Source organism: Segatella copri, assembly GCF_002224675.1.
Lineage (GTDB): Bacteria > Bacteroidota > Bacteroidia > Bacteroidales > Bacteroidaceae > Prevotella > Prevotella copri_U.
This window is the reverse complement of sequence record NZ_NMPZ01000014.1, coordinates 63,018-87,616: the sequence shown is the minus strand read 5'-3', so window position 1 is coordinate 87,616 and position 24,599 is coordinate 63,018. Positions and strand designations below refer to the sequence as shown.

Annotated in this window: 20 protein-coding genes; 14 read left to right on the top strand and 6 right to left on the bottom strand. The window is 45.0% G+C overall.

What is annotated here, in order from left to right; all coding sequences use genetic code 11:
* Positions 1-309: 309 nt before the first annotated feature.
* The 4 genes from CFT61_RS09840 (at position 310) to guaA (ending at position 4,548) form a co-directional block, all read left to right on the top strand.
* Entirely contained in the window at positions 310-525 is a 216-nt protein-coding gene (locus CFT61_RS09840; protein ID WP_089544277.1) for a transporter, read from the top strand.
* A complete protein-coding gene (locus tag CFT61_RS09835) occupies positions 509-2,053 on the top strand; it encodes a RapZ C-terminal domain-containing protein (protein WP_089544276.1) in 1,545 nt (514 codons plus the stop codon). The genes CFT61_RS09840 and CFT61_RS09835 overlap by 17 nt, the downstream gene beginning before the upstream one ends.
* A 76-nt stretch (positions 2,054-2,129) precedes the next feature.
* Positions 2,130-2,906 (top strand): nucleotidyltransferase family protein, encoded by a 777-nt coding sequence (locus CFT61_RS09830; RefSeq protein ID WP_089544262.1) that lies wholly within the window; start codon positions 2,130-2,132, stop codon positions 2,904-2,906.
* Positions 2,907-2,937: 31 nt separating this feature from the next.
* Positions 2,938-4,548: a glutamine-hydrolyzing GMP synthase gene (gene guaA, locus CFT61_RS09825; RefSeq protein ID WP_089544261.1), complete on the top strand. Its 1,611-nt coding sequence runs from the start codon at positions 2,938-2,940 to the stop codon at positions 4,546-4,548.
* Between the two features lie 111 nt (positions 4,549-4,659).
* On the opposite strand, the gene CFT61_RS09820 is transcribed toward guaA, so the two are convergent.
* From CFT61_RS09820 to mscL, 3 genes are all read right to left on the bottom strand, one after another.
* Positions 4,660-6,321 carry a RagB/SusD family nutrient uptake outer membrane protein gene (locus CFT61_RS09820; RefSeq protein WP_089544260.1) on the bottom strand — a complete coding sequence of 554 codons (1,662 nt, stop codon included), beginning with the start codon at positions 6,319-6,321 and terminating at the stop codon, positions 4,660-4,662.
* A 21-nt stretch (positions 6,322-6,342) separates the two neighbouring features.
* Positions 6,343-9,447, bottom strand: coding sequence for a SusC/RagA family TonB-linked outer membrane protein (locus CFT61_RS09815; RefSeq protein WP_254918928.1), 3,105 nt, complete (start codon positions 9,445-9,447; stop codon positions 6,343-6,345).
* Between the two features lie 392 nt (positions 9,448-9,839).
* Positions 9,840-10,274 carry a large-conductance mechanosensitive channel protein MscL gene (gene mscL, locus CFT61_RS09810; RefSeq protein WP_089544259.1) on the bottom strand — a complete coding sequence of 145 codons (435 nt, stop codon included), beginning with the start codon at positions 10,272-10,274 and terminating at the stop codon, positions 9,840-9,842.
* Positions 10,275-10,690: 416 nt separating this feature from the next.
* On the opposite strand from mscL, the gene gap reads away from it, so the two are divergent.
* The 3 genes from gap (at position 10,691) to CFT61_RS09795 (ending at position 13,860) form a co-directional block, all read left to right on the top strand.
* Complete coding sequence (gap, locus tag CFT61_RS09805) at positions 10,691-11,722, top strand: type I glyceraldehyde-3-phosphate dehydrogenase (protein WP_006846296.1); 1,032 nt, start codon at positions 10,691-10,693, stop codon at positions 11,720-11,722.
* Positions 11,723-11,947: 225 nt separating this feature from the next.
* Positions 11,948-12,922, top strand: a complete 975-nt coding sequence (gene miaA, locus CFT61_RS09800; RefSeq protein WP_089544258.1) for a tRNA (adenosine(37)-N6)-dimethylallyltransferase MiaA — start codon at positions 11,948-11,950, stop codon at positions 12,920-12,922.
* A gap of 5 nt (positions 12,923-12,927) precedes the next feature.
* Positions 12,928-13,860: a diacylglycerol/lipid kinase family protein gene (locus tag CFT61_RS09795; protein ID WP_089544257.1), complete on the top strand. Its 933-nt coding sequence runs from the start codon at positions 12,928-12,930 to the stop codon at positions 13,858-13,860.
* Between the two features lie 64 nt (positions 13,861-13,924).
* Here the strand turns inward: CFT61_RS09795 and CFT61_RS09790 are convergent, their stop codons facing one another.
* Complete coding sequence (locus tag CFT61_RS09790) at positions 13,925-14,629, bottom strand: Crp/Fnr family transcriptional regulator (RefSeq protein ID WP_089544256.1); 705 nt, start codon at positions 14,627-14,629, stop codon at positions 13,925-13,927.
* A 220-nt stretch (positions 14,630-14,849) separates the two neighbouring features.
* Between CFT61_RS09790 and CFT61_RS09785 the strand changes: the two genes are divergently transcribed.
* From CFT61_RS09785 to CFT61_RS09765, 4 genes are all read left to right on the top strand, one after another.
* Complete coding sequence (locus CFT61_RS09785; protein ID WP_089544255.1) at positions 14,850-16,793, top strand: glycogen debranching enzyme N-terminal domain-containing protein; 1,944 nt, start codon at positions 14,850-14,852, stop codon at positions 16,791-16,793.
* Between the two features lie 17 nt (positions 16,794-16,810).
* Positions 16,811-18,079, top strand: coding sequence for a glycosyltransferase family 4 protein (locus CFT61_RS09780; protein ID WP_089544254.1), 1,269 nt, complete (start codon positions 16,811-16,813; stop codon positions 18,077-18,079).
* Between the two features lie 66 nt (positions 18,080-18,145).
* Positions 18,146-19,579, top strand: coding sequence for a glycoside hydrolase family 57 protein (locus CFT61_RS09775; protein WP_089544253.1), 1,434 nt, complete (start codon positions 18,146-18,148; stop codon positions 19,577-19,579).
* Positions 19,580-20,044: 465 nt separating this feature from the next.
* The gene (locus tag CFT61_RS09765) at positions 20,045-20,641 is read left to right on the top strand and encodes a sigma-70 family RNA polymerase sigma factor (RefSeq protein WP_089544251.1); all 597 of its coding nucleotides are present in this window, start codon (positions 20,045-20,047) and stop codon (positions 20,639-20,641) included.
* A 102-nt stretch (positions 20,642-20,743) separates the two neighbouring features.
* On the opposite strand, the gene rpe is transcribed toward CFT61_RS09765, so the two are convergent.
* Complete coding sequence (rpe, locus tag CFT61_RS09760; protein WP_089544250.1) at positions 20,744-21,409, bottom strand: ribulose-phosphate 3-epimerase; 666 nt, start codon at positions 21,407-21,409, stop codon at positions 20,744-20,746.
* Between the two features lie 32 nt (positions 21,410-21,441).
* Positions 21,442-21,570 (bottom strand): hypothetical protein, encoded by a 129-nt coding sequence (locus tag CFT61_RS17270; protein WP_254918927.1) that lies wholly within the window; start codon positions 21,568-21,570, stop codon positions 21,442-21,444.
* A gap of 568 nt (positions 21,571-22,138) precedes the next feature.
* Between CFT61_RS17270 and trpD the strand changes: the two genes are divergently transcribed.
* From trpD to CFT61_RS09745, 3 genes are read left to right on the top strand one after another with little or no spacing between them, the layout of a single operon-like run.
* Positions 22,139-23,143: an anthranilate phosphoribosyltransferase gene (gene trpD, locus CFT61_RS09755; protein WP_176425571.1), complete on the top strand. Its 1,005-nt coding sequence runs from the start codon at positions 22,139-22,141 to the stop codon at positions 23,141-23,143.
* Between the two features lie 5 nt (positions 23,144-23,148).
* A complete protein-coding gene (trpC, locus tag CFT61_RS09750; RefSeq protein WP_089544249.1) occupies positions 23,149-23,958 on the top strand; it encodes an indole-3-glycerol phosphate synthase TrpC in 810 nt (269 codons plus the stop codon).
* 4 nt (positions 23,959-23,962) lie between these two features.
* Positions 23,963-24,592, top strand: a complete 630-nt coding sequence (locus tag CFT61_RS09745) for a phosphoribosylanthranilate isomerase (RefSeq protein ID WP_089544248.1) — start codon at positions 23,963-23,965, stop codon at positions 24,590-24,592.
* The last annotated feature ends 7 nt before the right edge of the window (positions 24,593-24,599 follow it).

Below are 24,599 nucleotides of genomic sequence, written 5' to 3'. Positions count from 1 at the left end.
TCAGTGAATTATCCCTATTTTTTTGTTTTTTTAGCAATTGATATGCAAAAAATCGCAAAATTGTTTGGTGCTAATACGCTTTTTTTGTAACTTTGCAAGCGAAAAGAAAAGGTAATACCGACCGTGAGGTCGATGAAGATATTTTTTTGATTTGTTTTAGTAGATTAGTTTTTAAGTAGTTTGTTTTTGAAAATCGGTTGTCGTGAGACATCCGATTTTTTTTGTGCTCATCTCAAAAATATGCTTAATCTTATGGCTAGCTCAGAAAAATGTTGTATCTTTGCAGAACAAATAGTTTTTTTGAGTATCATGCATAATATTGATTGGAAAAAGGCATTGGTCTTCCTGGTCGTTATCGGAGGACTGATTTATATAACAAAGGCGGAGTTAGGAATGACTACTACGAATTCTTTCCTCACTACGCTAGGTATCTTATTGCTTCTCTTCATCGGTGATAACTTCGCACAGAAGATAGATGATGACAGAAAACGCAGAAAATTGAATGATGATGGAAAAGCTAATTAATCTCTACAAGCAATGGGCTGGCGAAGAGCCTGCTGATGTCATCAAGCTGGCAGGGCAGGGAAGTAACCGCCAATATTTCCGTATCATCAAGCAGGATGGGGATACGGTGATAGGTGTTATCGGTACGAGCCGTGATGAGGATCACGCCTTCGTGTATCTGGCTAATCATTTCAATCTCCGTCAGTTGCCGGTGCCTAAGATTCTGGCTGTGAGTGATGATGAACTCTGCTATATCCAGACTGATCTGGGCGGAACTTCGCTCTTCGATGCCATCAAGGGCGGAAGAGAGGCTGGCGGTAGATACAATCAGAAGGAGAAGGAACTCCTGAAGAAGACAATCCGTGAGTTGCCTAACATCCAGTTGCGTGGTGCACGTGGGCTGGATTGGTCCAACTGCTATCCTCAGCCGGAGTTTGATGTGGACAGTGTGCTCTTCGATCTCAACTATTTCAAGTATTGTTTCCTGAAACCGACAGATTTGGATTTCCATGAATTGAAGTTGGAAGCCAACTTCCGTCTTTTTGCGAAGGATTTGACGTCAGAAAAGATGGATTGTTTCCTCTATCGTGATTTCCAGGCTCGCAACATAATGTTAGACGAAAATGGCAATCCGTACTTTATTGATTTCCAAGGTGGCAGAAAGGGACCTTTCTATTATGATCTGGCTTCCTTCCTTTGGCAGGCTTCAGCCAAGTATTCCTTCAAGCTCCGCCGCGAGTTGGTATGGGAGTACTATCAGTCGCTGAAAAACTATACCGAGGTACCATCTGTGCGTCATTTCGTGCATCGCCTGAGTCTCTTTGTGCTCTTCCGTACCTTGCAGGTGTTGGGTGCCTATGGATTCCGTGGCTATTTCGAGCGCAAGAAGCACTTCATCGAGAGTATTCCGCCTGCTATCCAGAATCTGCGTGATCTGCTGAAGATGGGCGAGAAGGTTTTCCCATATCCTTATATGATGGATATGCTGCGCCGACTTACGGAGTTGCCGCAGTTTAAGCGCATCGAGAGTGCGGCTATAACCCGTGCTGATGGTTATAAGATTACAGATAACAATATCTACAGTGCGCATCCGCAGGATGGACCTGCCACTTATTCCAAGTATGATGGCAAGGGACCGTTGGTAGTGCGGGTATTCAGCTTCTCCTTTAAGAAGGGAATCCCTGAAGATCCGTCTGGAAATGGCGGCGGTTATGTTTTCGACTGCAGAAGTACTCACAACCCAGGTAGATATGAACCTTACAAGAAACTTACGGGATTGGATGAGCCAGTGATCCGATTCCTGGAGGATGATGGTGAGATTCTGACGTTCCTGGAGAGTGTCTATAAGTTGGCAGACCATCACGTGAATCGCTATATCCAGCGTGGTTTCACTTCCCTGATGTTCTGTTTCGGTTGTACGGGCGGTCAGCATCGCAGTGTGTATTCAGCCCAGCATCTTGCCGAACATATCCACGAGAAGTTTGGCGTAGAAGTGCAAATATGTCATAGAGAACAGCATATTGAGCAGGTTTTGCCTGCAAAACAATAATATTTAGCGTGCAAATTTGGCTATCTCGCAAAAAGTTAGTAAATTTGCACGCACATTAATATATAGCTATTTAGCAATGATGCAAGCAATGATATTCGCAGCAGGTTTGGGCACTCGCCTGAAGCCACTTACTGATCGCATTCCGAAGGCATTGGTAAGTGTCGGAGGAGAACCTTTGCTCAAACGTGTCATCTTTCAGTTGAAGGATGCCGGTTTCACTCGTATTGTGGTGAACGTGCATCATTTCTCCTATCAAATCATCGATTATCTTCGTGATAATAAGAATTTCGGTATGGACATCCGTATTAGCGATGAGAGCGAAAAGCTCCTCGAAACGGGTGGGGGTATCAAGAAGGCATGGCCATTCTTCGATCAGACTGAGCCTATCCTGATTCATAATGTGGACATCCTGAGCAATGTGGATCTGAAGAAATTCTATCAGATGGAGTCGAAGGAACTTGTAGATGATTCTTTGGATTCCGTGAAGGAGAAGGCTCCCTTGGCTGCCCGCCTTCTGGTGAGCGAACGCAAGACCAAGCGTTATCTCCTCTTCGATGATACCATGCGATTGGTTGGCTGGACGAATATAGAGACAGGCGAGGTGAAGAGTCCTTATCCTGATCTCAATCCAGAAGATTATAAGATGTATGCTTTCTCGGGTATTCACATGGTTGCCCCATCGCTTTTCCCGCTGATGGAGAATGAACCGGATAAGTTCCCCATCATGGACTTCTATCTGAAGCATTGCGACAAGGTTCGTATTGAGGGATACGTGAAGAATGACCTCAAGCTGATGGATGTGGGAAAGCAGGAGACGCTGAAAGAAGCGGAAGCATTCCTGAAAGAATTATGAATTGTAAATTATAAATTATAAATTAGACAATATGCAACAGAAGATTATTATTTTGGATTTCGGTTCACAGACCACACAGCTGATTGGCCGTCGTGTTCGTGAGCTTGATACCTTCTGCGAGATTATGCCTTACAACAAGTTTCCAAAGGATGATCCATCTGTGATTGGTGTCATCTTGAGCGGTAGCCCTTATTCCGTTCATGATCCGGAAGCTTTCAAGGTAGATCTGAGCCAGTTTATTGGCCGCATTCCTGTGCTTGGCATCTGCTACGGTGCTCAGTTCCTCTCTTACGCCCAGGGTGGTAAGGTGGAAGCTGCAGACAGCCGTGAGTATGGTCGTGCTAACTTGGAGCAGTTCGACAAGGAGAATCCTTTGTTCAAGGGATTCATCGAGAACTCTCAGGTTTGGATGAGTCATGGTGATACCATCACTGCGATTCCTGAGGACTATAAGTGCATCGCTTCTACTGCCAATGTGAAGTATGCTGCTTATGCTTCTACCAAGCAGCCTGTTTGGGCTGTACAGTTCCACCCAGAGGTGTTCCACTCTTTGCAGGGTACACAGCTCCTCAAGAACTTCGTGGTAGATATCTGCGGTAGCAAGCAGGACTGGAGTGCTGACTCTTTCGTTGAGACTACGGTAGCAGAGTTGAAGGCACAGTTGGGTGACGACAAGGTTATCCTCGGTCTTTCTGGTGGTGTTGATTCCAGTGTAGCTGCTGTTCTCTTGAACAAGGCTATCGGCAAGAACCTCACCTGTATCTTCGTAGATCACGGTATGCTCAGAAAGAATGAGTTCCGTGATGTTATGGAGGATTACAAGTGCTTGGGTCTGAATGTTATCGGTGTTGATGCATCAGAGAAATTCTTTGCAGACTTGGCTGGTGTTACAGATCCAGAGGAGAAGCGTAAGATTATCGGCCGTGATTTCGTAGAGGTTTTCAATGCTGAGGCTAAGAAGCAGACTGGTGCCAAGTGGTTGGCTCAGGGTACTATCTATCCAGACCGTATCGAGAGTTTGAACATTACTGGTAAGGTAATCAAGAGCCATCACAATGTAGGTGGTCTTCCTAAGGAGATGAACCTTCAGTTGTGCGAGCCTTTGAAGTGGTTGTTCAAGGACGAGGTTCGTCGAGTAGGTCGCTCTATGGGTATGCCTGAGCACCTGATTACCCGCCATCCATTCCCTGGTCCTGGTTTGGCTGTTCGTATCTTGGGTGATATCACCCCAGAGAAGGTACGTATTCTCCAGGATGCAGATGATATCTATATCCGTGGCTTGCGTGAGTACAAGGTGAAGTTGAGTGGTGAGGAAGCTCGCCGCGTCCTGGCTGCCGGTGTTCCTGCTGACATGCAGAATGGTGAGATTGAGGTATCTCTCTACGATCAGATCTGGCAGGCTGGTACCGTATTGCTCTCTACCGTCCGTTCAGTAGGTGTAATGGGTGATGAGCGTACATACGAGCATCCTGTTGCATTGCGTGCCGTAACAAGTACTGATGCGATGACTGCCGACTGGGCTCATCTTCCATACGATTTCATGGCTAAGGTAAGTAACGAGATCATCAACAAGGTAAAGGGCGTTAACCGCGTTTGCTATGATATCTCTTCAAAACCACCTTCGACAATCGAGTGGGAATAATAATATAAAAAAGACCACCATTTGAGTTGGATATTCAACTCAGATGGTGGTCTTTTTTTATTGATGAGTACTGAGTACTTCTTGGAGTGATGTACTCAGTACTTTTTGTTTTTAATAACCGTCGTTCTGCTTCAACTGCAAGTTAGCATCACGTGCACCCTGTGGGATAGGGAGATAACGGTTGGTGGTCTTGAATACACGATCCTCAATCTTCTTGTCAGCTGCAGTAGCATTTACATTGATAGTAGCACGCATACCAGGAGCCACAGACTTATCCATGCTTACAGTACCTACCTGGCGCTCCAATGTGCAGTTCAGCAAGGTCTCTGCCAACATCTTTCCGCTGGCATCCTTCCAGCGCAGGATATCTGCACGGCGGATACCCTCACCTGCGAACTCAACACCACGCTCACGACGAATCAACTCGCGAAGCTTCTCCTTGGTATTGTACTTAGCTTCATCCACATTAGGCATACCTACACGGTTACGAACCATATTCAGGTAGGTATAAACTTGAGCAGAAGGACCGTTCAATTCATTCTCAGCCTCACAGTAAGTAAGCAATACTTCTGCATAGCGGAAGACGATAGGCTGACAGGTGGTGTTCCAGATGTCAGGATATTGGTTCATAGGTGCCAAGTACTTACCCCATGTCAAACCAGTCTTTGAACTGTTGTTGGCAGCGAGATAATAGTTGGCATTGGCAGCTCCATCAATCGTCTTGTCGAGTGTATTGAAGATAGCTTCCTTACCATTGCCATTGATGTAGTCACAACCTGGATAGATGACAGTCATTGCCATACGTGGGTCACGGTTGTTGAATGGATGGGTAGGATCATAGCCAGAACCCGGTTCGTCCTTGGTCAAGCCGTTTGCCATTTCATAGGTGTCGATCAAGCCGTAGCTAGGAACGATAGAAGACCAACCGCCATCAGCATTGTTGTACATACGGCCAATCACATCGTTATAGTAGTCGTTTTCTACAGCCTGTACAGCAAGGATGATTTCCTTGGAATCCTGACCTGCTACATTGAACAGGTTAGCATAGTCTGGATCCAACTCATACTGATTCAATGCAATGATCTTCTCTGCACGATCCTTAGCAGTAGCATAGTCTCCATAATAGAGAGCCTCTCGCATACGGAGAGCCAAAGCTGCACCCTTGGCGATGCGACCACGGGCTGCAGGAGTTACATTGATATCGTTTACCAACTCGTCGAGTTCTTTCTCGATATACTCCTTCACCTCCTGCTCGGTATTACGAGGTACCATCGCTTCCTCTGCAGTAGCATAGCTTTCGATGAGAGGCACACCACCATAGTTCCAGTTCATCAGGAAGTAGCGGTAAGCGCGGATCCAGCGAGCCTGAGCCTTGATATCCTTCTTGGCAGCTTCTGGCATGTTACACTTATCCACATTAGCCAGCAATTCGTTGACACGGCGGATGCGTGAGAAGTCGTACCAGTCTCTACCGCTGGATGCGGTCAAGGTACCATTACCGATGGCTGTATAACCCTCCCAAGGGAACTGGTCGTAACCGAAGTCACTTGTACCATCCCAATACAGGAGGAAACCGTCCCAACCCCAACCGGAGTTGTACTGGTCTTGCCAGTTGTTGTAACAGCCAACGAGGAACTTGTCTGCGTCTTCCTGAGTCTGCCAGGTGCTGACAGGTGAAAGAGCATCCTTTGGGGCTGTATCGAGGAAATCGGAGCATGAGGTTGCCAAGAGGGCGGTCATGCCGATGAATATATATTTCTTAAGATTTCTCATGATAATATCCTTTTTAAGTTATTAGAATGTTACGCTCAAACCGAATGAGTGAGTGCGGAGCAATGGATAAGAGCTGAGTCGCTGACTGGTTGCCTCTGGATCCACGTTGATGTCGAGATTGTCGATTGTGAACAGATTCTCGCAAGAGTAGTAAACACGTACCTTGTTGACATGAAGGAATTCGAGTGCCGACTTAGGAAGTGTATAACCCAACTGCAAGTTCTTCAAACGGCAGTAAGATACATTCTTGAGCCAGAATGTAGAAACAACATTACGTGAAGAGCTAGGAGAGTTTGTGTCAGTAAACAATCGTGGCATCTTAGGATTTGACTTGTTGTAGGTCCAAGAGTCTCTCCAGATGGTTGCTGGGTGAGAGCTGTCGCCCACAAAAGCACCCTCTACCTCGTATGCATCGAAGTAGCGATAAGCCTTAAACTGTCCGTTGAAGAACAAGGAGAGGTCGAAGCCCTTCCAAGCTGCGTTCAGATTCAAACCGAAGGTCCAGCGAGGAACAGAACTGCCTGCATAGAAGCGGTCGTTCTCGGCATCAATCTTGCCGTCACCATTGATATCGGCATACTTCAAGTCACCAGCCTTGAACTTGCCACCGCTGAATGGACAACCGCCCTTTGAACCATCTGCTGGCCAGTATTTGTCCATATACTCCTGTGCTTCCTGATCTGTCTGGAAGAATCCGTCAGCCTTATATACATAGTAGCTGTTGAACTCCTGACCCATAGCGTTGCGCTGGTTATATCCAGTACCTACGTATCCCTTACCAGGCATGCTCTCAATCTTGTTCTTGTTGTATGCAACATTCAAGCCTGCACCTACAGTCACCTCACCAAACTTATCGTTGTAGTTGAGGCTCATCTCGACACCCTGGTTGCGCATCTGACCCACATTGTCAAGATAGCTACCCAAAGCGAACTCGTAAGGAGCATCTACAGAGATCAAGATACCATCTGTAAGACGGTTATAGTAATCAACAGATGCAGTAATCTTGTTGTCGAGGAATCCCAGGTCAACACCTACGCCCCATGTGGTCGCCTTTTCCCAAGTGATGGTGTTGATCTTGTATGAACTCTGGTAGTATCCAGATGTTACCTTGCCGTCGAATGCATACTTGGCGTTGATACTGTATGTATTGATAGCTGGATAGTAGTCGCTCAAAGCCTCCTGGTTACCCAACTGACCCCAAGATCCGCGAATCTTGAAGTTAGAGAGCCAAGACTTGGTACCCTCCATGAAAGCTTCCTCGCTTACACGCCATCCTGCAGAGAATGATGGGAAGTAACCCCAACGATGACCATCTGCGAAACGGCTGGATGCATCAGCACGGAGGTTAGCCTCGAAGAGGTAACGGCCTGCAAAGTCGTAGTTAACACGACCAAACCATGAAAGCATATTCAACTCACGGGTATTTCCCTGTGCCTGCTGGGTAGATACATCACCCGCATTGATATCGGTCACATTATTGTTAGGGAAGTTCTTGCGGTAAGTGTACCAATACTTATAGTCGTAAGCCTCTGCATGCCATCCTGCCAAAGCACCAACGGTATGCTGTCCGAAGGTCTTGTTGTAGTTCAGCAATGCCTCGAAGGTTTTACGTTCCCACTTATATACTCGTTCATCGTGGAAATTTGGATCGGTCTTCTTGTTCGCATTGTAAACGAAGAACTTCTGGAAGTAGTCGTAGTTCTGGTTGTCGTTTACATAAGATGCACTCAACTTAGCAGTCAAGCCATTGATGATCTTGTAATCAACTCCAAAGAGACCTGTGAAGTTGGTGTTGCGGCGATATACCTTCAAATCGTTGTCGAGCCATGCAATAGGGCTACCATCAGAGATAGTTCCCCATGTGCCGTCGTCATAACGAGCGGTAATCCATGGTGAAATCAAGTTGAGCTGACGGATAATCTGGTCAGAACTGCCACCTGCGTATGCTGAAGATGGGTCAGTATAATCGTTCTTGATATAAGCGAGGTTCAAGCGAGCTGTAAGGCGGCTGTTAATCTTCATCTCCAGGTTTGTACGGCCGTTTATCTGTTCACGACCAGCATGAGGCAAGATACCCGACTGCTTCAGATAACCTACAGATGCCAGATAGTTTACGCTCTCTGTTCCACCGTTTACGCTTACGTTGTGGTGCTGCAATGAACCTGTTTTGTAAGCCAGGTCGTACCAATCGGTATTAGGGAGTGCATTGATTTCCTCTTCAGAGGTGAATTTCTTTGCCTTGCCCTCGCTTTCGAGCGCATCATTCAGCATATGGGCATACTCGTATGAATCCAGACGGTCAACCAAACTGGTTGGATTCTGCATACTCACATAACCATTATAAGAAACTTGAGGTTTGCCGCTCTTACCACGCTTGGTAGTGATAAGGATAACGCCGTTGGCAGCCTTGGAACCATAGATGGCAGCAGAAGCAGCATCCTTCAATACAGAGATGCTCTCGATATCGTTAGGGTCGAGGCTACTCATGGTACCTGACTCTACGCCATCAATCAAAATATAAGGAGAAGAAGAGTTGAGGGTTCCCACACCACGAACGTTGATGCTACCTGAGTCCATACCCGGAGCACCATTGGTACCGCTGATGGTAACACCAGGCATCATACCCTGGAGTCCACTCTGTACGTTCTGGATAGGACGGCTTTCCAAAGCTTTGCTATCTACTGATGATACAGAACCGGTGAGGTTCACCTTCTTCTGTGTACCGTAACCTACAACTACAACTTCATTGAGCTCCTTGTCTTCAGACTTCATGGTAATCTGCATGTTGCTTGCAGCTGTAAGAGTCTGTGGATTGAAGCCGATGTAGGAAATTGTAATCTTGCCATTAGGATTTTTCAGACTGAGGGAGAAATTTCCGTCTAGGTCGGTTACTGTTCCATTGGACGTGCCAACTTCCATCACGGTAACACCGATAAGAGGTTCGCCTTGATTGTCGACAACACGTCCTGTTGCTACTTTCTTCTGCTGTTGGATGCTGGTGGTAGGGCGGTTCAAGTTGTCAGCTTTTACCATAGTACCATTTGCAAACGCAGGAGACATGGAAGTCAGCGCACAAATCAGCAACGCTGTCTTCATTTGGTCTTTAGGTTTCATGTTCTTACTCATATTGTTTATGTTAAGAGTTGATGTTTAATTAAGATTTAGTGTATCTACTTAGATCTTATTTCGGGGGCAAAGCTACAAAAAAAATATGTAATCAGCAAGGAAAAATGAAAGTATTTTCTAATAAACGTGAAAAAATGTGTGTTTTTTTCAAAAGTAGGGGAGTTATTGTGGCTCTTTTTCTTTTATACCTTTTTATATATAGTATTTTCCCCCCTTAAAGAAAAATATATTTTCCCTTAAGGAAAAAATAAAAACCCTTAAGGGAAAATATATTTTTCTTTAAGGAGGGGCAGGAATGGTTGGGATGGAATACTTCTCAAGCCTTGATAGTGGTATTCATATCCTCTCATTCCTGTCTTCTTTTTTTATTCTGCCATGAAAAAAAACAGTGGTTATCCCTTCTGCTCTTTCAGTAAATCGCGAATCTCTGCCAGAAGCTTCTCTTCCTGGGTAGGCTCTGGAGCCTTAGGAGTTTCAGCAGGCTTCTCTTCCTCCTTTTTGGCGGTAACCTTGTTCACTACCTTGATGAGCAGGAATACACAGAAGGCAACGATGAGAAAGTCGAGAGTGGTCTGGAGAAAATTGCCATAGTTGATGGTTGCAGCCTGAAGCTTCTCGCCACCGATCACCTCTACTGATGGAAGTGTGACTTTGAGGTCGGAGAAGTTGACGCCACCAATGAGCCATCCGATAGGAGGCATGATGATGTCATCTACTACAGAACTTACAATCTTGCCGAAAGCACCACCGATGATTACACCGACTGCCATGTCGAGCACATTTCCACGCATGGCGAATTGCTTGAATTCATTCAAAAATTTACCCATAGTCTTTAATGTTTATAATGATTAATACTTTCCTTGAAATGATCCATTTTTTGCTTTTCAGTGTACGATGAAGCTTTTTCCCCTTAATATAATAAGGTGTAAGTTTCAGACGCAACTTTCACTTTATCTTCTGGTGTCATATTCTACTTCCTTTTAATAATTGCATTTTGCTATATGGAGTTGTCAGTATGGCATCTTAAAGTGCTAAAAATAGGTAATATTCGAGTTCTATCACCTTTTTTTAACTTATTTAATACTCTATTCGTGTGCAAAGTTAGAATATTTTTTGTAACTTTGCGCTCGAAAAGAAGAAAAAATGCTTGATAGGGATGAAAAAAGGTGTTATCAGCTCCTTCGGATTCGCTTGATAGCTTAAAAGATATAATTTTTAAACTTTTAATTTAAATATTAGAACAATGATTAAGATTGGTATTAACGGATTTGGCCGTATCGGTCGTTTCGTATTCCGTTCTACAGTTGAGGCTGAGAACGCAAAGGAAGTACAGGTAGTAGCTATCAATGATTTGTGCCCAGTTGATTACATGGCTTACATGTTGAAGTATGATACAATGCACGGTCATTTCGACGGTACTATCGAGGCTGACGTTGAGAAGAGCGAGTTGATCGTAAACGGTAACCACATCCGTGTTACTGCTGAGCGTGACCCAGAGAACTTGAAGTGGGATGAGGTTGGTGCTGAGTACGTAGTTGAGTCTACAGGTCTCTTCCTCGCTTACGACAAGGCTGAGAAGCACTTGAAGGCTGGTGCTAAGTATGTAGTACTTTCTGCTCCTTCTAAGGCTGACGCTAACGGTAACCAGGCTGATATGTTCGTTTGCGGTGTTAACACAGACAAGTACAACGGTCAGAAGATCGTTTCTAACGCTTCTTGTACAACAAACTGCTTGGCTCCTATCGCTAAGGTATTGAACGATAACTTCGGTATCGAGACAGGTTTGATGACAACTGTTCACTCTACAACTGCTACACAGAAGACTGTTGACGGTCCATCTATGAAGGACTGGCGTGGTGGCCGTGCAGCTGCTGGCAACATCATCCCTTCTTCTACAGGTGCTGCTAAGGCTGTAGGTAAGGTTATCCCTGAGTTGAACGGTAAGTTGACAGGTATCTCTATGCGTGTTCCTACTTTGGACGTATCTGTTGTTGACTTGACAGTTAACTTGAAGAAGGCTGCTTCTAAGGAGGCTATCTGCGCTGCAATGAAGGCTGCTTCTGAGGGTGAGTTGAAGGGTGTACTCGGTTACACAGAGGATGCTGTTGTTTCTTCTGACTTCTTGGGTTGCGCTTTGACATCTATCTTCGACGCTAACGCAGGTGTTTACTTGACAGACAACTTCGTTAAGGTTGTTTCTTGGTATGACAACGAGATTGGTTACTCACACAAGGTTGTTGAGTTGATCAAGATCATGAAGAAGCACAACGGTTAATTCGTTGCCTCTTAACGATTAAGAAATATAGCCGCCCAGCATTTCTGATGCTGGGCGGCTTTTTCTATATACATACTTCTCTTTTCGGTCTATGTACTTCTCTTTTCTGTCTATATACTTCCTTTTTTGTTCAAAAACTCACAAATGATTGCTCAGATCGTCTTGATGTGAGAATTTCTTTTCGTTTTATTTTGTATTATCAATTATTTCCTTTATCTTTGCGGCATGAAACAGACGATGATTACCATATTAGGTCCTACTGCGAGCGGAAAGACGAGCCTTGCTGCAGCGCTTGCTTCCAAGATCAACAGCTTGGATGCTGCGTCGTGGGGTGGAACTACCCAGGGGGCTGAGATTATCAGCGCCGATAGTCGCCAGGTGTATCGTGGCATGGACATCGGTACGGGAAAAGACCTGGAAGATTATACCGTGGACGGCAAGTTGATACCTTACCATTTGATAGATATCTGCGAACCGGGAACCAAGTATAACCTCTTTGAATATCAGCAAGATTTCTATGATGCCTATCTCGATATCCGGAAACGGGGCGTGCTGCCTATCTTGTGCGGCGGAACAGGACTGTATATTGAGTCTGTGCTCAAGGGATATCATCTTTCGCCTGTACCACAGAATCAGGAGTTGAGAGACCGGCTGGCTGATAAGAGCCTGGATGAGCTAACGGTGATGCTGAAAGAGTTGAAGGCTAAAACGGGTTCCAATATGCACAATCGCACAGATGTGGATACAGCACAGAGAGCTATCCGAGCTATCGAAATAGAAACCTATAATCTGGAGCATCCTATGCCGGAACGGGAATTGCCTGCGGTAGATTCGCTTATTATAGGTGTCAGTATCGATCGTGATGCCCGTAGAGAAAAGATTACCCGAAGGCTGAAGCAGAGACTCCAGGAAGGAATGGTAGATGAAATCAAAGGTTTGCTTGATAGGGGAATTCCAGCAGAAAACCTCATCTATTATGGTTTGGAATATAAGTTTATCACCGAATATGTGATTGGTAAAACCACCTATGATGAAATGTTCAGAGGTCTGGAGATAGCCATCCATCAGTTTGCCAAGCGCCAGATGACCTGGTTCCGCGGTATGGAGCGAAGAGGGTTTACCATCAATTGGATAGATGCCCTGCAGCCGATGGAACAGAAAGTGGAGCAGGTGCTGGAGATAGTTAAAAGTTCTAAGTAAGAATCATGGCAGTGAATGAAAATAAGTGGGGACTCCTGTATTGTCCCCGTGGCGGTTGGCGCAGTGCCAAGCGCTGGGAAAAGATAGAAAAGGTGCTCAGGCAGCAGGGCGTGGATTACGACTTCGTGCAGAGCGAAAACCAGAAGAGCGTTGAGCGGCTGGTGAAGATGTTTGTCAACAATGGCTATAAGACGATAGTGATTGTTGGCGGAGATTCTGCGCTCAATGATGCCGTCAATTGCCTGATGCAGATGGACGCTTCCGAGCGCAATGAAGTGGCGTTGGGAGTGATTCCTAATGGCTTGATGAATGATTTCGCCCGTTTCTGGGGATTCGATGACAGTAACGTAGAGCAGACGGTGGCCTGGCTTAAGAAACGCAGGGTGAGAAAGATAGACCTGGGATGTATCCGATACACCAACAAGAAAGGGGAGAAGTGCTTGCGCTACTTCCTCAACTGTGTGAACATCGGACTCATTGCTGCGATTATGAATCTGCGTCGCCAGACCCATCATGTCTTCGGTTCCAGAACGCTGTCGTTCATCTTCTCGTTTATTCTGATGATCTTCCAGCGTCTCGACTACAAGATGCATATCAAGATCAACTCTGATGTCATCAGACGCAGAGTGATGACGATGTGTGTAGGCAATGCGGCTGGTTATGGTCAGACGCCGAATGCCGTGCCGTATAATGGGTTGCTGGATGTCTCGGTGGTGTATCATCCACAGATGACCCAGCTTTTCGAGGGTATTTATCTTTTTGTGAAGGGAAAGTTCCTGAATCATAAGAGTGTGCATCCTTACCGTACCCGCGAGGTGGAGGTAGAGGAGGCTTCTCATGCCTTGATAGGTATCGATGGCAGGTTGATGAATACGCCAGTGGGTCCTTATAAAATAACAGTAATTCAGGAAGTCATCAACTTTCTGATTCCTGCATAAAAACGCCAATGAGGGTGAGTTCTACGAATAGAACTCACCCTCATTGGCGTTTATGCTGCGGCTTTTATCCTTTTGCAATTTTCTTGATTTCCTCTTCATTGAGGATTTTGATCTTTCTGACATTCGTTTCTATCAGACCTTCTGATACAAAGGCCGAGAGCGTGCGGATGCAGTTGCTCGTTGTCATATTGGAAATGTTAGCGAGGTCTTCACGACTCAGGCTGCAGTCCAGTGTGACTCCGTCTTTAGCCAGTCCGTATGAATCATGCAGAAACAGGAGTGCTTCGGCGAGGCGGGCACGGATGTGCTTTTGGGTGAGGTTGACTGTGCGGTCGTCTGATTTTCCAATTTCCACGCTCAGGTACTTGATGAAGTAGTATCCGATCTTGTAGCTTTTCTGCAGCAGCTTCATCAGTACGGGTAGTGGAAAATGAACTACGGTGCAAGTATCCAAAGCCTGTGCTGCAGTCTTGTAGATTTCGTTTGCGAAATAAGCACGGAATCCGAAGAATTCGTTCGGTTTGATGACGCGGATAATCTGGCTCTTTCCGTTGATGCCATCCTTGAATATCTTCACTTTGCCTGTGAGAAGACACATTGCATCAGTGGGAGTTTCATCGCACTGGTAAATCATTTCTCCTTTCTTGTATTTGGTGATTTCAACATGTTCTTTCAATGTTGCAATCTGGTCGCTCTCGAGTCCGCCCCATATTTTCGAAATCTCTCGAGCTACCTTAGCTTTATTCGCATCTTTCTTCTTTTCAACCATTATCGTTCTTCTATTTATGCACTAGTTCGTTAAATCGGCTGCAAAATTACACATTTTTTTTGATATAACTCAATAAAAAACGCTAAAAATATGTTTTAAAACATACAAAAGTAAGATTTTCTAAAAATGTGTCACTTTTTCCTTTGTCTTCCCGCAAAAAAGCCGTACCTTTGAATGCAATAAATATAGTCAACAAATATTAAAACCTTAATATAGATCTATGAGTTATCTAAAATTCGAAAAGGCCCTGATGACCAACTTACAAGAGTCATTGCCGAAAGAGTTGTTAAGGACTAATCGTTCGGGCGCATATTCGTGCTCAACGATAGTGGACTGTAATATCCGTAAGTATCACGGACTTCTGGTTGTACCGGTTCCTGAACTGGACGACGACAACCATGTTCTCCTGAGTTCTCTGGATGTTACGGTGATTCAGCATGGTGCTGAATTCAATCTTGGTCTGCATAAGTACCAGGGCAACAACTTCAGTCCGTTGGGCCACAAGTACATTCGTGAGTTTGATTGCGATAAGGTGCCTACTACACTTTACCGTGTGGGTGGTGTGATCCTCAAGAAAGAGGTAGTTTTCCAGCATTATGAAGATCGAATCCTGATCCGCTATACGCTGGTTGACGGTCATTCTGCCACTACACTTCGTTTCCGTCCTTTCTTGGCGTTCCGCAGCGTGCGTCAGTTTACCCATGAGAATGCGACTGCATCTCGTGACTACTCTGGTGTTGACAACGGAATTAAGACATGTATGTATGCTGGTTATCCAGACCTCTACATGCAGTTCTCAAAGAAGAACGAGTTTAAATTCTGCCCAGATTGGTATCGTGGTGTGGAATACCCTAAGGAGCAGGAGAGAGGTTATGCTTCTAATGAAGACCTCTATGTGCCAGGATATTTCGAGATGGATATCAAGAAAGGCGAGTCTATCGTCTTTGCTGCAGCTACATCTGAAATCAAGACTTCCGGCTTGAAGAAACTCTTTGATAAAGAGGTGGATGAACGTGCACCTCGCGATAATTTCTTCCATTGCCTCGTGAATGCTGCACATCAGTTCCATCGCCGTGAAAAGAACGACGACCGCTACATACAGGCTGGTTATCCATGGTTCAAGTGCCGTGCCCGAGATACATTCATTTCGCTCCCAGGTCTTACTCTCTCTATCGAGGAGAATGATTACTTCGAGCTGGTGATGCAGACAGCTATGCGCGGATACTATGAGTTTATGGAGGGTAAGCCTCTTACCACTCATATTACTGAAATCGAGATGCCTGACGTTCCTCTATGGGCTATCTGGGCTCTTCAGCAGTATGCCAAGGAGACCTCTAAGGAGGAGTGCTACAAGAAGTATGGCCAGTTTATCAAGGATGTCATCAATTTTATCAGAGACAACAAGCACCCTAACCTGGAGTTGATGGAGAACGGCTTGCTTTATACCAATGGTAAGGACAAGGCTGTGACCTGGATGAACTCTACGGCTAATGGCCGCCCTGTAGTGCCTCGTACCGGATATATCGTAGAGTTCAATGCTCTGTGGTATAACGCTTTGTGCTTCTGTGCAGCTTTGGCCAGAACTGCTGGCGAAGAGGATGCACAGCAGAAATTGCTGGCTCAGGCTGAGGTTACCAAGAAGTCGTTCGTTGATACATTCCTCAATGAATATGGCTATCTCTACGACTATGTAGATGGCAATATGATGGATTGGAGTGTTCGACCAAATATGATCTTCCCAGTGGCATTCGATTATTCTCCATTGTCACAAGACCAGAAGAAGAAGGTACTCGATATCTGTACCCGCGAACTCCTTACACCTAAGGGATTGCGCTCACTCTCACCTAAGAGTGGCGGTTACAACCCTATCTATGTAGGTCCTCAGACACAGCGCGACTACGCTTATCATCAGGGAACAGCATGGCCATGGCTGGGTGGTTTCTATATGGAGGCAAGCTTGAAACTCTACAAGCGTACCCGCTTGAGTTTCGTAGAGCGCCAGATGGTAGGTTACGACGACGAAATGTCTTATCACTGCCTTGGCACTATCAGTGAGCTCTTCGATGGCAACCCACCATTTGCAGGTCGAGGCGCCATATCTTTCGCCATGAACGTGGCAGAGATTCTCCGTGCGCTCGAATTACTAGAAAAGTATCAATATTAATATAAGGAGGACGCTATATGAAAGTATTAATGTTTGGATGGGAGTATCCTCCTCACGTATTTGGTGGCTTGGCTACTGCCAACTTTGGTATCACCCAGGGCTTGCATGCCCAGGGAGATGTCGATATTACATTGTGTCTGCCTCATCCTTTCGGTGATGAGGACCGCAGTGCATGTAAATTTGTGGCTATGAACAGTGTGCCTATCGCCTGGCGCGACGTCAATCATGACTATGTGCAGCAGCGTGTGGGCAACATCATGAATCCTGATGACTATTTCCGCTACCGTGACCACATCTATGCCGACTTTAACTATATGAACGTGAATGACCTCGGCTGTATGGATTTTGCCGGCGGTTATCCATCTAATCTCCACGACGAGATCAACAACTACAGCATCATCGCTGGCGTTGTAGCCCGTAGCGAAGAATTTGATATTATCCACGCCCACGACTGGTTGACATTCCCTGCTGGTATCCATGCCAAGCGAGTGAGTGGCAAGCCATTGTGCATCCATGTACATGCTACCGACTTCGACCGTAGCCGTGGTAAGGTGAACCCTACCGTATATGCTATCGAGAAGGACGGTATGGATAATGCCGACTGCATCATGTGTGTATCTGAGTTGACCCGTCAGACCGTGATCAACCAGTATCACCAGGATCCACGCAAGTGCTTTGCCATGCACAATGCGGTGTATCCACTGAAGCAGGAGTGGCAGGACATCCCACGCCCAGACCATAAGGGCAAGGAGAAGGTGGTAACCTTCCTGGGTCGTCTCACCATGCAGAAGGGTCCTGAGTATTTCGTAGAGGCAGCCAACATGGTATTGCATCGTACCCGCAACGTGCGTTTCTGCATGGCAGGTTCGGGCGATATGATGGATCAGATGATTTATCTGGCAGCCGAAAGAGGTATTGCCGACCGTTTCCACTTCCCTGGTTTCATGCGAGGAAAGCAGGTATATGAGTGCCTGAAGGATAGTGATGTATATGTAATGCCATCCGTGAGTGAGCCATTCGGTATCTCTCCTCTTGAGGCTATGCAGTGTGGTACACCTACTATCATCTCCAAGCAGAGTGGTTGCGGTGAAATCCTCACCAACTGTATCAAGGTAGATTACTGGGATATCCATGCCCTTGCCGATGCTATCTACAGCATCTGCCACAACGAGAGTCTCTTCGATTATCTCTCAGAGGAAGGCAGAAAGGAAGTAGATCAGATTACCTGGGAGAAAGTGGGAGCCCGCATCAAAGATCTCTATCTCAAGACTTTGGGATGGAAGTAATGTTAAATGTTTAATGTTACAAGGGCTAATCATAAAGTTCAAAGTTCAAAATTTAAAGTTCAAAGTATGAAAACAATTTGTTTATATTTCGAGATACATCAGATTACCCATCTGAAACGCTACCGCTTCTTCGACATCGGTACTGATCATTATTACTATGATGATTATGAGAATGAGCGTAGCATCAACGACATCGCAGAGCGCTCTTATATGCCTGCACTCAATGCTATCCAGGAGATGATTGAGAAGAGCGGTCAGTATTTCAAGGTTGCCTTCTCGCTCTCTGGTGTGGGTATGGAGCAGTTGGAGCTTCACGCTCCTCAGGTTTTGGAGAAGTTGCAGGAATTGAACCAGACCGGTTGCGTAGAGTTCCTCGCAGAGCCTTATTCTCATGGTCTTTCTTCTCTCGTCAACGAGGAGACCTTCAAGTCAGAGGTGAAGCGCCAGTGTACAAAGATTGAAGAGTACTTTGGCAAGAAGCCTACCGTTCTCCGTAACTCTTCTCTCATCTACAGTGATGAGATTGGTGCTACTGTAGCTGATATGGACTTCGTGGGTATGCTTACCGAAGGTGCAAAGCACGTATTGGGTTGGAAGTCTCCACACTATGTATATCACTGTGCAATGAATCCAAAGCTCAAGCTCTTGCTTCGTGATGTACGTCTGAGCGATGATATCTCTTTGCGCTTCGCCAACAGCGACTGGGAGGGTTATCCACTCTTCGCAGATAACTATATGAACGACATTGCTTCATTCCCAGAGGAGGAGCAGGTTATCAATATCTTCATGGAGTTGTCGGCTCTTGGTATTGCTCAGCCATTGTCAAGCAACATCCTTGAGTTTATGAAGGCTTTGCCAGAGTGCGCTAAGCAGCGTGGCATTACTTTCTCTACTCCTACAGAGATTTGCAAGAAGATCAAGTCTGTAGGCGAGATTAATGTACCTGATACATTGAGTTGGGTAGATGAGGAGCGTGACGTAAGTTCCTGGCTCGGTAACCCAATGCAGCGCGAGGCTTTCAACAAGCTTTATAGCGTAGCTGACCGTGTACGTATCGCCAATGATCCACGTATCAATCTGGACTGGGATTATCTCCAGGCAAGCAATAACTTCCGCTTCATGACCACCAAGCCTAGCAACGTAGGTCTTGACAGAGGTATTTACGCCAGCCCATTCGATGCATTCACCAACTATATGAACATTCTGGGTGACTTCATCAACCGAGTAAACGATCTCTATCCTGCTGATGTAGATAATGATCAGTTGGAGGGTCTTCTTACCACCATCACCAACCAGGATGAGGAAATTGAGATGAAGGACAAGGAGATTACCCGTCTCCAGGCTAAGATAGAGAAGATTGAAAAGGAGGTAGCAAAGCTTCGTGCAGAGAAGCCTGAGAAGCCAGCTGCCAAGAAGACTGCTGCCAAGAAGGCACCAGCCAAGAGAACTACAGCCAAGAAAGCAGCTGGAAAGCCTGCTGAGGCTGCAGAAGAGAAGTAAGCTTAGAATTTAGATTACTCATAACTGTTAGTCCCCCTTGCGGCTCGTGTTGAGCAGTGAGGGGGACTTCTTATTTAGAAATACTCGTTACATCTTTTATAAGGATGCGCTCGCTGCGTACGAAGTTGATGAGCTGTGGACGGAGACCCTGTCCGAGTCTGTAGCCTTGTATGCGTAGATGCATGGTGAGTAGTGTACATACAGGAATGAGCAAAGCCAATAGTAATGTCTTGACATAATCGGTTCATTGCTTGTTTCAGAGATTAATGAATAAAAATTTTGTTTGTTGTATTTGGTTACAAAGATACATAAAAAAATATATTTCCGATAGTTTTTTAGTTAAAAATTTGGCTGTTCTAACAAAAAAGTGTATCTTTGCGGTGAAATTTAACATTATTAATACTTCAAATAAAGATTCGCCTATCGATTTAGACATTTACTTAATGATAAAATAAGGATTAAGAAATGAGAAAACTCAATCAAATGACAGATGAAGAATTGGCCTTGGCTTACGTCGAGGGCGACAATAAGGCTTTTGACCTATTGTTGTCCCGCTGTGAGGTAAAGCTGTTTTCTTACATCCTCTTTGTCGTACATGATGAAGAGTTGGCGAACGATATATTTCAGGAAACTTTCGTGAAGGCGATAGTCAAACTTCAGAATGGGCAATATTTGCCTAATGGTAAGTTTGTCTCATGGCTTATGCGTATAGCTCACAATGTAATTGTCGATGGCTATCGTGATGCCAAAAATCTGCTTTTTACCGACCAGCATAACGATAATGATCTTTCTCGTCTGAAGGGAGATGCTGTGACGGATAGTTTTGTGGAGAAGGAAATCGTGCGCAACCAGGTGTTGAGCGATGTGAGACGGTTGGTGGATTTTCTGCCTCCTAACCAGCGGGAACTCATATATATGAGATTCTATCAGCAGTTGACTTTCAAGGAGATTGCTGAATTGACGAATGTGAGTATCAATACGAGTCTGGGACGTATGCGTTATGCGCTTCATAACCTACGTCGTATGGCGAAGGACTATCACATCAGCTTGCAGCTTGACTAAACTTTCCGCTGTTTTATCAGCGGGAAGTTTAATCTTCTTGCTACTTCTATATCGTTGGTTCAGGGCGTATTGGGTAATTTCAACCATACAGATCGAAATTCTTTAGTCCTCTTCCTTTTTCAATTCTTTCAGATTGTGAATAGTTGCACAAGGATCTGAACTCTTGAAGACGTAGCTGCCACTCACCAGTACATCGGCTCCAGCTTGTACGAGTCGTGGGGCAGTTTCACCCTGTACACCACCATCTATCTCGATAAGTGCATGGCTTCCGCTCTCCTTGATGAGCTTGCGTAGGCGATGTACCTTCTTGATGGTGTTTTCTATAAACTTCTGTCCGCCGAATCCTGGGTTCACGCTCATCAGCAGCACCATATCCACATCGCAGATGATATCTTCCAGGACATTTACAGGAGTAGAAGGATTGAGTGTTACGCCAGCCTTCATACCAGCTGCATGAATCTGCTGGATAGTACGGTGTAAGTGAGTGCATGCCTCGTAGTGCACATTCATCATCATGGCACCAATCTTGGCGGTTTGCTCTATGTATTGCTCTGGGTGTACAATCATGAAGTGTATGTCGAGAGGTTTGGTGCAAACTTTCGCCACGGCTTCCAATACAGGGAAACCGAAGGAGATGTTGGGCACGAATACACCATCCATAATGTCCATGTGGAGCCAGTCTGCTTCACTCTTATTGATCATTTCTACATCGCTCTTCAAGTCAATGAAATTGGCTGAGAGGAGAGAAGGGGAAACCATTGTCTTCATCTTTATTTCTTTACTTTGATTATATGTTGCAATCAGTTGATGAAATACGCCTTGCAAGATTCATTCTTCTTGAATGCGCGATAAGTGTAAGCCATCTGTTTGATGAAATAGATGGTCTTGGCAGATGGTCTCATCTCTTCGGAAGTAAATAAATGCTTCATAGGCATATTTTTTATGAATTGATTAATACTATGCTGTTTCTGATTGGCATCGGTTATGGGAATGATTCCTCATCATGATGCTTATATATTCATAAACGATGACCTTGTGGTTTTATTATATCTGGTGCTTATATTTTTTTGTGAATAGTACTCCGATTACTTATATATAATAAGGTGTAAGGGGAAAAAGAAAGAGAAAAATAAGAAGAAAATAACTTTTTTCTGTTAAAATGATTATTTTTTAGATAAAAAGTTTGCTATTTCGTAGAAAAAGTGTAATTTTGCAATCGGTTAGTTGTAGTGACTATGCCAGTAACAAATTATAATTAAAAGAAACAAAATAAAAAATTAAAAATATGATGAACTCGTTTGTATCTACAGCATGGTGGTGGCGTAACTCAAGATCTAGAAAGTCGTGAGTCGAGTACCCGTGTGGATGCAAATCCAAATATACTAAGGGCCTGCCGTAACTTACGACAGGCCCTTTTTACATATCTGGGGAGTTTCGGAAAATGATTCTTATTTGAAAGAGTATTAACAAAATAAAAATATATAGGAGAACAGGATTATGGAAATGAAGAATATCTTGAACAGAATGTTGAACCACGAGGAGTTGACCCGTGAAGAGACCAAGAATATTATCCTGGGAATTACTCAGAGTGAGTTTCCCGAGGAACAGATTACAGCCCTGCTTACTGGTTTGCAGATGCGCGGTGTGACCGTAGATGAACTTCTCGGTTTCCGTGATGGTATTTTGGAGACTGGTGTTCCTGCCATTCTCAATTGTGACCGATATATCGATGTTGTAGGAACTGGTGGTGATCGCAAGAATACTTTCAATATCTCTACTACCTCTTGTTTCGTTATTGCTGGTGCAGGATATAAGGTGGCTAAACATGGTAACTTCGCTGCAACTTCGGTGAGTGGTGCTTCCAATGTTATCAAGAATCACGGAGTACAGTTTACTGATGATCTTGATAAACTCAACCGTTCTCTCGATGAGGCTGGAATCGTTTATCTTCACGCTCAGCTTTTCGCCAAGGCAATGAAGTTTGTGGGTCCTATCCGCAAGGCACTTCAGTTTCCTACCGTCTTCAATCTCCTGGGGCCTTTGGTTAATCCTAGTCAGCCAAAATGCCAGTTGCTCGGTGTTGCCAACCTCGACCAGATGCGTCTCTATAATCAGGTTTACCAGAAAATCGGCATAGATTACGGAATCGTAAACAGTATTGATGGTTATGATGAAATTTCACTTACCAGTGATTTCAAGGTTACTACCAACAATTACGAGAGAATCTTCAAACCACAGGACCTGGGCTTCGGGATTGCCAAGCCTGAAGAGGTAAGAGGAGGAGCTACCGAGCAGGAAGCAAAGGATATTTTTGATGCAGTGCTCGAAAATCGTGCCCTGCCAGCGCAGAAGAATATCGTGCTTGCCAATGCAGCCTTCGGCATCCAGGTGATGGAGAAGGGAAAGAAGAGCATCGATGAATGCGTGGAGATTGCACGCGAAAGCATTGATTCTGGAAAGGCTCTTGCTACATTCAAGAAATTCGTGGAACTCAATAGTTAAGGAAAATGGATATTTTAGAAGAAATCATCGCTCACAAGAGAATCGAGATAGAACAGCGTAAACGCTTTATCCAACCCCGCCAGATGATTACCCTCACTGAGCAGAAGATGCAGGAGGATGAAGGATGTGTTCCGGGTGGAAGCATGAAGGAAGCGTTGATGAAGTCGGAGACTGGAATCATCGCAGAGTTCAAGCGTAAATCTCCTAGTAAAGGATGGATCAAGGAAGAGGGAAAGGCCAGTATCATTCCTCTAAGCTATCAGCAGAATGGGGCAACGGCGCTGAGTATCCTCACAGACATAGATTACTTTGGTGGCTATGATGAGTTTATCCAGGAGGCTCGCCATGTAGGTGTAACTCTACCTATATTATATAAGAACTTCGTGGTAGATGAATATCAGCTCTTGCAGGCTCGATATTGTGGAGCTTCGGCGGTGTTGCTGATTGCTGCCTGTCTTTCCAAGGAAGAATGCAGAAATCTGATGCGAATGGCTCATCAGCTGGGATTGGAGGTTCTTTTGGAAATGCATGGCGAACGTGATTTCGAATATGCAGAGTTGGAACCGGATATGTACGGAATCAATAACCGTAACCTCGGAACCTTTGTGACGGATGTGGAAAACAGTTTCCGACTGTCCGAAATGCTTCCGAAGGATGTATGCAGAGTGAGTGAAAGTGGAATCTCCCAGTCCCAGACTGTTCTTAGATTAAGAGAAGAAGGTGGATTCAGGGGGTTCCTGATGGGTGAGCAGTTTATGAAACAGGCTGACCCTGGAGAGGCGCTCGCTCAATTTATCAATCAATTAAAATCATAGGCAGATGTTAGTAAAGGTTTGTGGAATGCGTGAGCCTGAGAATATAGAAAAGGTGGCTCAGCTAGGGGTGGATATGATGGGATTCATCTTCTACCCAAAGTCACCGAGATTCGCTTCTCAGTCAGTTGCCAGAACGGCAGCAGATAAGAATGTTTGCAGAGTGGGTGTCTTTGTCAATGAATCTGCTGGATTGATTTCTGATAAGATTCATCAGTTTGATTTGAATGCCGTGCAGTTGCATGGAAATGAGAGCCGCGAACTCTGTGAACTGCTTCATAAGCAGAATGGCTTGTTGAAAGTTATCAAGGCTATCAGCGTTTCCACAGCCGGGGATATCCTGAAATATAAGGAATATGTAGGTGCTGTTGATTACTTCCTATTCGATACCAAGTGTAAAACGGTGGGTGGAAGTGGTCAGCAGTTTGATTGGCAGGTTTTGGAGAATTATGATGGCGATGTTCCATTCATCTTGAGTGGTGGAATAGGGCCGGAGGATGTAGAGAGAGTCAGGAACTTCCATCATCCAAAGTGCATCGGAATCGATTTGAATTCGAAATTCGAGTTGAAGCCGGGCTTAAAGGATGTGGAGAAGTTGAATACATTTCTTGAAAATATAGAAAACAAAGAAATTTAAAAAGAGT

Coding starts and splice junctions, on each gene's coding strand:
- CFT61_RS09840 (WP_089544277.1), top strand. CDS start 310: ATGCATAATATTGATTGGAAAAAGGCATTGGTCTTCCTGGTCGTTATC.
- CFT61_RS09835 (WP_089544276.1), top strand. CDS start 509: ATGGAAAAGCTAATTAATCTCTACAAGCAATGGGCTGGCGAAGAGCCT.
- CFT61_RS09830 (WP_089544262.1), top strand. CDS start 2,130: ATGATGCAAGCAATGATATTCGCAGCAGGTTTGGGCACTCGCCTGAAG.
- guaA (WP_089544261.1), top strand. CDS start 2,938: ATGCAACAGAAGATTATTATTTTGGATTTCGGTTCACAGACCACACAG.
- CFT61_RS09820 (WP_089544260.1), bottom strand. CDS start 6,321: ATGAGAAATCTTAAGAAATATATATTCATCGGCATGACCGCCCTCTTG.
- CFT61_RS09815 (WP_254918928.1), bottom strand. CDS start 9,447: ATGAGTAAGAACATGAAACCTAAAGACCAAATGAAGACAGCGTTGCTG.
- mscL (WP_089544259.1), bottom strand. CDS start 10,274: ATGGGTAAATTTTTGAATGAATTCAAGCAATTCGCCATGCGTGGAAAT.
- gap (WP_006846296.1), top strand. CDS start 10,691: ATGATTAAGATTGGTATTAACGGATTTGGCCGTATCGGTCGTTTCGTA.
- miaA (WP_089544258.1), top strand. CDS start 11,948: ATGAAACAGACGATGATTACCATATTAGGTCCTACTGCGAGCGGAAAG.
- CFT61_RS09795 (WP_089544257.1), top strand. CDS start 12,928: ATGGCAGTGAATGAAAATAAGTGGGGACTCCTGTATTGTCCCCGTGGC.
- CFT61_RS09790 (WP_089544256.1), bottom strand. CDS start 14,629: ATGGTTGAAAAGAAGAAAGATGCGAATAAAGCTAAGGTAGCTCGAGAG.
- CFT61_RS09785 (WP_089544255.1), top strand. CDS start 14,850: ATGAGTTATCTAAAATTCGAAAAGGCCCTGATGACCAACTTACAAGAG.
- CFT61_RS09780 (WP_089544254.1), top strand. CDS start 16,811: ATGAAAGTATTAATGTTTGGATGGGAGTATCCTCCTCACGTATTTGGT.
- CFT61_RS09775 (WP_089544253.1), top strand. CDS start 18,146: ATGAAAACAATTTGTTTATATTTCGAGATACATCAGATTACCCATCTG.
- CFT61_RS09765 (WP_089544251.1), top strand. CDS start 20,045: ATGAGAAAACTCAATCAAATGACAGATGAAGAATTGGCCTTGGCTTAC.
- rpe (WP_089544250.1), bottom strand. CDS start 21,409: ATGAAGACAATGGTTTCCCCTTCTCTCCTCTCAGCCAATTTCATTGAC.
- CFT61_RS17270 (WP_254918927.1), bottom strand. CDS start 21,570: ATGAAGCATTTATTTACTTCCGAAGAGATGAGACCATCTGCCAAGACC.
- trpD (WP_176425571.1), top strand. CDS start 22,139: ATGGAAATGAAGAATATCTTGAACAGAATGTTGAACCACGAGGAGTTG.
- trpC (WP_089544249.1), top strand. CDS start 23,149: ATGGATATTTTAGAAGAAATCATCGCTCACAAGAGAATCGAGATAGAA.
- CFT61_RS09745 (WP_089544248.1), top strand. CDS start 23,963: ATGTTAGTAAAGGTTTGTGGAATGCGTGAGCCTGAGAATATAGAAAAG.